6 protein-coding genes and 1 pseudogene are annotated in these 7341 nt (G+C 65.9%); 3 read left to right on the top strand and 4 right to left on the bottom strand.

Features of this window, described 5'->3' with window-relative positions:
• Together glcE and glcD are read right to left on the bottom strand one after the other, a co-directional pair.
• A partial coding sequence (glcE, locus tag G3N64_RS37600; RefSeq protein ID WP_241021418.1) for a glycolate oxidase subunit GlcE occupies positions 1-963 on the bottom strand: 963 nt, incomplete at its 3' end.
• Positions 963-2462 (bottom strand): glycolate oxidase subunit GlcD, encoded by a 1500-nt coding sequence (gene glcD / locus G3N64_RS37595; RefSeq protein WP_205788657.1) that lies wholly within the window; start codon positions 2460-2462, stop codon positions 963-965. The genes glcD and glcE, both read right to left, overlap by 1 nt.
• Positions 2463-2685: 223 nt before the next feature.
• Between glcD and glcC the strand changes: the two genes are divergently transcribed.
• From glcC to G3N64_RS37580, 3 genes and pseudogenes are all read left to right on the top strand, one after another.
• Positions 2686-3456 carry a transcriptional regulator GlcC gene (glcC, locus tag G3N64_RS37590; RefSeq protein ID WP_205788656.1) on the top strand — a complete coding sequence of 257 codons (771 nt, stop codon included), beginning with the start codon at positions 2686-2688 and terminating at the stop codon, positions 3454-3456.
• A gap of 259 nt (positions 3457-3715) precedes the next feature.
• A pseudogene (locus G3N64_RS37585) lies at positions 3716-4144 on the top strand (DUF6306 domain-containing protein); the annotation flags it as partial.
• A gap of 328 nt (positions 4145-4472) precedes the next feature.
• Positions 4473-5405: an MBL fold metallo-hydrolase gene (locus G3N64_RS37580; protein ID WP_205788659.1), complete on the top strand. Its 933-nt coding sequence runs from the start codon at positions 4473-4475 to the stop codon at positions 5403-5405.
• Positions 5406-5577: 172 nt separating this feature from the next.
• Here G3N64_RS37580 and G3N64_RS37575 read toward each other — a convergent pair whose 3' ends face one another.
• Both G3N64_RS37575 and G3N64_RS37570 read right to left on the bottom strand, forming a co-directional pair.
• Entirely contained in the window at positions 5578-6429 is an 852-nt protein-coding gene (locus G3N64_RS37575; RefSeq protein WP_175014896.1) for a carbohydrate ABC transporter permease, read from the bottom strand.
• An 18-nt stretch (positions 6430-6447) separates the two neighbouring features.
• Positions 6448-7341 (bottom strand): sugar ABC transporter permease (locus G3N64_RS37570; RefSeq protein WP_241021417.1); only part of this gene is annotated, 894 nt, incomplete at its 5' end.

The following is a 7341-nucleotide window of genomic DNA, read 5'->3' as shown; positions in this document are numbered from 1 at the left end:
CGCGTTGACGAGCGGGTTCGGAATGCTCTTCAGTGCATCGCCGACGACGAGAAAGCCCGGCAGTGCGGCGATCACGCCGCCGAAGCCGTATTCGGACGCCGTGTTCATCGCGGCGAGCAGCGCGCCGGGCAACGCGTCGAGCGGCGCGGCGGCCGGCACCGATACGCGCCACAGCGGGCGCGGATCGTCGAAGAACGGCAGCGCAAGGTCGCGCAGCCGTGCCCAGAACGCGCCGTCGCGGTCGTCCATGCGCTCGCCGCCGATCGCGTCGCGCGCGGCCTTCACCGAGCCCTCGCCGCCTTCGATCCGCACGCGCAGCACGCCGTCCGCGTGGCATGCGCCCGCGAGCGGCAGCCCCGCACGACGCCACGCGGCGATGCGCTGCACGGCTTCGTCCACGGCAAGCGGCAATGCGAGATCGCCCGTCGCACGCGGCTTCGGCAGCACCTTCAACGACACCTCGGTCACGACGCCGAGACAGCCGAAGCTGCCCGCGAGCAACCGCGACACGTCGTAGCCCGCGACGTTCTTCATCACCTCGCCGCCGAAGCGCAGGTGTTTCGCGTGGCCGGTGATCACGCGGCAGCCGAGCACGAAGTCGCGCACCGCGCCGGCCCACGGGCGGCGCGGGCCCGACAGCGCCGCCGCGAACATGCCGCCGACCGTTGCCGCGCCGCCGAACGACGGCGGCTCGCACGGCAGCATCTGGCCGGCCGCGTCGAGCATCGCTTCGAGATCGGCGAGCGGCGTGCCCGCGCGCGCGGTGACGACGAGTTCGGTCGGGTCGTACGAGACGACGCCGCGATGCGTGCGCACGTCGAGCGTGCGGCCTTCGACGGGACGGCCGAGGAACGCCTTCGTGCCGGCGCCGCGGATGTGCAGCGGCTGGCGATCGTGGATCGCCGCGTCGACCTGGGCGACGAGCGCCGCGCTGTCGTCGATCGATTCGATGTCGCGTCGCATCAGAAGCGCTCCAGTTCGGGAAACGGCAGCTTGCCGTGATGGACGTGCATCGCGCCGAATTCGGCGCAGCGGTGCAGCGTCGGGATGTTCTTGCCGGGATTGAGCAGGCTCTGCGGATCGAACGCGGCCTTCACCGCGTGGAAGAACGTGATTTCGTCGGCGTTGAACTGCACGCACATCTGGTTGATCTTCTCGCGCCCGACGCCGTGCTCGCCGGTGATGCTGCCGCCCGCCGCGACGCACAGCTCGAGGATCTTTCCGCCGAGCGCTTCCGCGCGGTCGAGTTCGCCGGGCCGGTTCGCGTCGAACAGGATCAGCGGGTGCATGTTGCCGTCGCCCGCGTGGAATACGTTCGCGACCGGCAGCCCGTATTCGGCGGACAGCGCGGCGATCCCTTCGAGCACGCGCGGCAGCTCGCGGCGCGGGATCGTGCCGTCCATGCAGTAGTAGTCGGGCGACATGCGGCCGACCGCGGGGAACGCGTTCTTGCGGCCGGCCCAGAAACGCTGGCGCTCCGCTTCGTCGCGCGCGACGCGGATCTCGGTTGCGCCCGCGTCGCGCAGCAGCGTGGCGACACGTTCGGCGTCTTCTTCGACGTCGGATGGCGAGCCGTCGAGCTCGCACAGCAGGATCGCCTGCGCGTCGACCGGGTAGCCCGCGTGAATGAAATCCTCGGCCGCACGGATCGCGAGGTTGTCCATCATCTCGAGGCCGCCGGGGATCACGCCCGCGCCGATGATCCGCGCGACCGCGACGCCGGCTTCCGCGACGTCGTCGAAGCTCGCCATCAGCACCTTCACGCTCGGCGGCTTCGGCAGCAGCTTCACGGTGACTTCGGTGACGATGCCGAGCATCCCTTCCGAGCCGGTGAATAGCGCCAGCAGGTCGAAGCCGGGGGCATCGAGCGCGTCGGCGCCGAGCGTGAGCGTGTCGCCGTCGATCGTCAGGATCTCGACCTTCAGGATGTTGTGCACCGTGAGCCCGTATTTCAGGCAGTGCACGCCGCCCGCGTTCTCGGCCACGTTGCCGCCGATCGAGCAGGCGATCTGAGACGACGGATCGGGCGCGTAGTAGAGGCCGTGCGGTGCCGCGGCCTGCGAGATCGCGAGGTTGCGCACGCCGGGCTGCACGCGCGCGATGCCGGCATTGGGGTCGATGTCGAGAATCCTGTTGAACTTCGCCATCACGAGCAGGAGCCCTTTTTCGAGCGGCATCGCGCCGCCCGACAGGCCCGTGCCCGCGCCGCGCGCGACCACCGGCACGCCGAGCGCGGCCGCGACGCGCAGCACGGCGCGCACCTGCTCGACCGTGTCGGGCAGCACGACTGCGAGCGGCACCGTGCGGTACGCGGCGAGGCCGTCGCATTCGAACGGCTTGAGCGCCTCGCGTTCGTGCAGCACGTCGAGACCGGGCGCCGCCGCGTGCAGCGCGGCGACGAGCGTGTCGCGGCCGACGGTCGCCAGCGGGCCGTCGATTCGTTCGTCGTAGGTGAAACTCATCGGGGTGTCTCCGTCTCCTTCATGCGGCGGCCGCGCGATGGGCGGTGCGCCGGATGGACGGGATTCTTGGCGCGCGGCGGGCGTGTGTCCAGACGTGTCGAGAGTGGTCATACCAGTTTTTATGGGGCGATCGGAAAGTTGCTGTGATCTCTGCCTTTTAATCCAATGGTGAAAAGGGGTTGTGAGAAAATTCCCGATATCTCTCCGAAGTGGTCATACCAGTATGGAAATGCAGGATCGCGCAGGCCCGGCGCGGAACGTGGCCGATGTCGTTGCCGAGCGCATTGAGAATCTGATCGTCGATGGCGTGTTGAAGGCCGGGCAGGCATTGCCGTCCGAACGGCGGCTGACCGAGAAGCTCGGCGTGTCGCGCACGGCCGTGCGCGAAGGGATGAAGCTGCTGCGTGCGCGCGGGATCATCGACACCACGCACGGCAAAGGCTCGTTCGTGGCGAGCCTGACCCCGCAGCGCGAGATCACGCCGATGATGCATCTGCTCGGCTCGCAGCCGCGCACGCTGTACGACCTGTTCGAGGTGCGCGGGATGCTCGAGACGGAGGCCGCGCGGCTCGCGGCGCTGCGCGGTACGCCGGCCGATTTCATCCTGATCAAGCGTCGCTATGAGGAGATGACCGCGGCCGATGCGCAGGATCTCGACCCGGCGGCGCGCGCGAAGCTCGATCACGCGTTTCATCTTGCGATCTGTGAGGCTTCGCATAACCCGGTGCTCGTCAACACGCTGCAGTCGCTGACCGATCTGCTGCTGAGTTCGGTGTTTGCGTCGGTGAACAATCTTTATCATCGCGAGCCGCTGAAGAAGCAGATCGATCGGCAGCATGCGCGGCTGTATAACGCGGTGACAGGGCGGTTGCCGGACCAGGCACGCAAGGCGGCGAGTGAGCATATTCGCCAGTGCGTCGAGTATCTGCGGGAGATCGAGCAGGAGGAGCAGCGGCTCGTGCGGTCGACGCTGCGGCTTGAGGGATGGACGTGAGCGGGCGCAGGCACGCTTGCGCGATGACATGGATCAAGCGTGGCTCGCTACCGGCGCAGCGCCACGATCCAATATGTCACAATGTGATGTATTGGGTGAGCGATCCCGTCATGGTGCGGGCACATTCGTGCAACACGCGCCGTGTACCGTCGAGCGTGATCCATCACCGATCCTGATCCTGACAGGAGGACGCCGCATGTCGATTCCGACGCGTGACGACGGGCCCGACGCCCGCACCGACCCGATTCCGCATGACAGCCGCACCGCGCTGCTGGCGGCGCTCGACGAACTGCTGGAGGCCGAGCGGGCGGGTGCGCGCGTGGCGTCCGAGACGGCGGCCGAGGTGACAGGCGATCCCGAACTGCATCGGCTGATCGCACATATCCGCCAGGACGAGGCGCACTGGTGCAGCGTGCTCGTCGATACGATCCGGTCGCTCGATGCATTCCCGACACGCGCAACCGGCGCGTTCTACAAAAAGGCGATGGCGATCGACGATCTGGCTGAGCGGATCGCGTTCCTGAATCGCGGCCAGCGCTGGGTCGTGCGCAAGCTGCAGACGCTGCTGCCGACGCTCGCGGTGCCGGAAATTCATCACGCGTTGTCGTTGATGCTGGTTGCGCACGAGAAGAATATCGGCGCGGTGGATGTGCGGTTGAGGAGCAAGGGAGCGGGGAGCGTGGAGTAGCAGCCGGGCGGGAAGGTTCTGCGGCGATTACCGGGGGGCAGCCGCTACGAAACCGTCTTCAGATACGAAGCGGCGCTGTCATCGAACTGCTGATCGATAAGTCCCCCCCTCGCGTTGCCTCTCGTTTCCCGCCCGTCGTCGATTGTTGTCGCCCGGACAACATGATGTGTGCGTTCCCGGTGCTGCCGGCATTCGTCTCCCTGACTACAATCCGTCTCACGCCCGGTTGAAGGGCGAGCGCAAACGAAGCGCGCGAAATTCGCGGTCGTGCACGTGAATCGCACCCTGAAATGCGGCTTACCCCACTTGATACAGAGGACTATTGAAGATGAGAGAAACCACTCGCAATGTTCAGCCGGTTACGGCCGACCTTGGCAAGGAAGGTTCGGGCGAACTCGTGTCGTCCCGCTACGCCGTTCGCGTGGGTAACGTCGACGTCGTGCTGATCAGCGACGGCATTCTGCCGCTGCCGACCTCCACCATGTCCACCAACGTGAGCGAAGCGGACCGAAACGCATGGTTCGACGGCCGTTTCCTGCAACGCGACATGTTCGACTGGGCGCTGAATATCGCACTCGTGCGCAGCGGCGACCGCCTGATCCTGATCGACTCCGGCGTGGGCGACGGCTTCGAATACTTCACGCGCGCCGGGAAGTCGGTGATGCGCCTGGAATCGGCCGGCATCGACTTGTCTGCGATCACCGATATCGTGATTACCCATATGCACATGGATCACGTCGGCGGGCTGAACGTCGACGGCGTCAAGGCCAGGCTGCGCCCGGACGTGCGCATTCACGTGTCGGCCGCGGAAGTGGCGTTCTGGAAAGATCCGGACTTCAGCAAAACGGTGATGCCGGAAACGGTGCCACCGGCGCTCCGCAAGGCGGCCGCAAAGTTCGTGGCGCTCTACGGCGAAAACATCGTGCAGTTCGATCAGACCGTGGAAGTCGCCGCAGGTGTGTCGGCGCGCGTGACGGGCGGACACACGCCGGGGCACTGCGTCGTGGACGTCGCCTCGAATGGCGAGAAGCTGACGTTCGCAGGCGATGCGATTTTCGAAGTCAACTTCGATCATCCCGAGTGGCAAAATGGCTTCGAGCACGATCCCGAGGCGGCTGCCGCCGTGCGTATCGCGCTGTTCAATGAAGCCGCCGAAACCGGCTCGCTACTGGCCGCGGCGCATGTCGCGTTCCCGTCCATCGGTCATATTGCCAAGAACGGCGACGGATTTCGCTTTGTGCCGGTTCTGTGGGACTACTGATCGTCGTTCGACTGTCGACGATCATCGGGAGACCGCCGCGTGTCCACGAGGCCTGCGGCGGTTTTTTGTAGACGATCACGTGCCGTCGCCGTGGCATCGGCAACAAAAAAAGCCCGCCGAAGCGGGCAACCTCACGATGCGGAGGGGAGATACGAATACGCGGGCTGCGCGTTCAGCCTTTCGTCGCGCCGAACGTCAGCCCCGCCACGAAATGCTTCTGCATCGCGAAGAACATCGCGACCGACGGCAGCGCTGCAAGAATCGACCCGGCCGAGACGAGATTCCACGACGTCGTCCATTGGCCCTTCAGCGCGGCAACGCCCGCCGTGATCGGCGCGGCTTCATCGCCTTGCGTCAGACACAGCGCCCAGAAGTAGTCATTCCACACGAACGTAAAAACGAGAATCGCCAGCGCAGCCAACGCAGGCCGGATCAACGGCAGCACGATCCGCCAGAACACCGTCCATTCACCCGCGCCTTCGATCCGCGCCGCTTCGATCAACTCGAACGGCAACTGTTTGATGAAATTGCGCAGGAACAGCGTGCAGAACCCCGTCTGAAACGCGACATGAAACAGAATCAGCGCCTCGACGGTATTGAACACGCCGAGCCTGAGCGACAAGTCGCGCACCGGAATCATCAACACCTGCACCGGCACGAAGTTGCCCGCAACGAACGTCCCGAACAGCGCCGTACTCCCGCGAAACTTGTAGGTCGCGAGCGCAAAGCCCGCCATCGCCGCGAGCGCGATCGAGCCAAGCACAGACGGCACCGTGATTTGCACGCTGTTCCAGAAGTAATGCAGCATCGGTGACGTCGTCAGCGCGTCGCGATAGTTCTCGATCATCGAGAAGTGCCGCGGCCAGCCCCAGTAGTGGCCTTCGACCAGTTCCTCGGTCGAGCGCACCGACGTGACGAACACGGCGATCATCGGCAGCAGCCAGATCAGCAGCGCGACGGGCAGCGACAGCTTGTACAGCCTGCGCGAAACGGGCTTCCATTGGGCAACGGGAGTCGGAAACATGATGGCCACCGGTCAGGGTTATTGCTCGTTGCGCAGCAGGCGGCGCAACTGGAACACGATGTAGACGAGCATGATCGCGAACAGCACGACCGCGATCGACGCGGAATAGCCGAGCCGGTAGTACTTGATCGCCTGGTCGTACATGTAATACGCAAGCACGGTCGAGCGCTCGAACGGGCCGCCGCTCGTCATCACCGAGATCAGGTCGAAACTGCGCAGCGCGCCGATCACCGTGACGACGATCGCCATGAAGGTGGTCGGCCGCAGTTGCGGCAGCACCACGTGCCACAGCAGCGCGAATCCGCGCGCGCCTTCCATCCGTGCGGATTCGATCTGTTCCGGGTTGAGCGACGTGAGGCCGGTCAGGTACAGGATCATGCAGTACGCGGTTTGCGGCCACAGCGCGGCGAATACGATGCCGAACGTCGCGTAGCGCGCGTCGCCGAGCACCGGGATGCCGTGCCCGGCGATCAGCGCGAGCAGCCCGAACGTCGGATCGTAGAACCACGAGAAGATCAGGCCGACGACCACGCCGGACAGCACGAACGGCGCGAAGAACAGCGACTTCACGAGCCGGATGCCGCCGACCGCCTGGTTCAAATACAACGCGAGCGCGAGGCCGAGCGGCGGCGCGAGCATGAAGAGCGCGAGCCAGATCACGTTGTTGCGCAGCGCGGTGTAGAACGTCGGCGCATGCAGCAGCTCCGCATAGTTCGCGAGACCGACGAAGGTGCGCTCGGTCATCCCGTCCCAGTTGTACAGGCTCAGCCACAGCGTCGACAGGATCGGCCAGATCACATAGACGGCAACCATGGCGCAGGCCGGCGCGAGAAAGAGCCACGCGGCGCGCCGTTGCCGCCGCACGGCGGGTGACGGGCGGCGCGCGGGCAGCACGGCGGCGGATGGCCCGCG

This window comes from Burkholderia sp. Ac-20344 (genome assembly GCF_017104975.1).
GTDB lineage: Bacteria > Pseudomonadota > Gammaproteobacteria > Burkholderiales > Burkholderiaceae > Burkholderia.
The sequence above is the reverse complement of the archived record's forward strand: the minus strand, read 5'-3'. Positions and strand labels throughout refer to the sequence as shown.

What these genes read in the sequence shown, in the direction of transcription:
- glcD (WP_205788657.1), bottom strand. Translation starts at nt 2,462, where the DNA reads ATGAGTTTCACCTACGACGAACGAATCGACGGCCCGCTGGCGACCGTC.
- glcC (WP_205788656.1), top strand. Translation starts at nt 2,686, where the DNA reads ATGGAAATGCAGGATCGCGCAGGCCCGGCGCGGAACGTGGCCGATGTC.
- G3N64_RS37580 (WP_205788659.1), top strand. Translation starts at nt 4,473, where the DNA reads ATGAGAGAAACCACTCGCAATGTTCAGCCGGTTACGGCCGACCTTGGC.
- G3N64_RS37575 (WP_175014896.1), bottom strand. Translation starts at nt 6,429, where the DNA reads ATGTTTCCGACTCCCGTTGCCCAATGGAAGCCCGTTTCGCGCAGGCTG.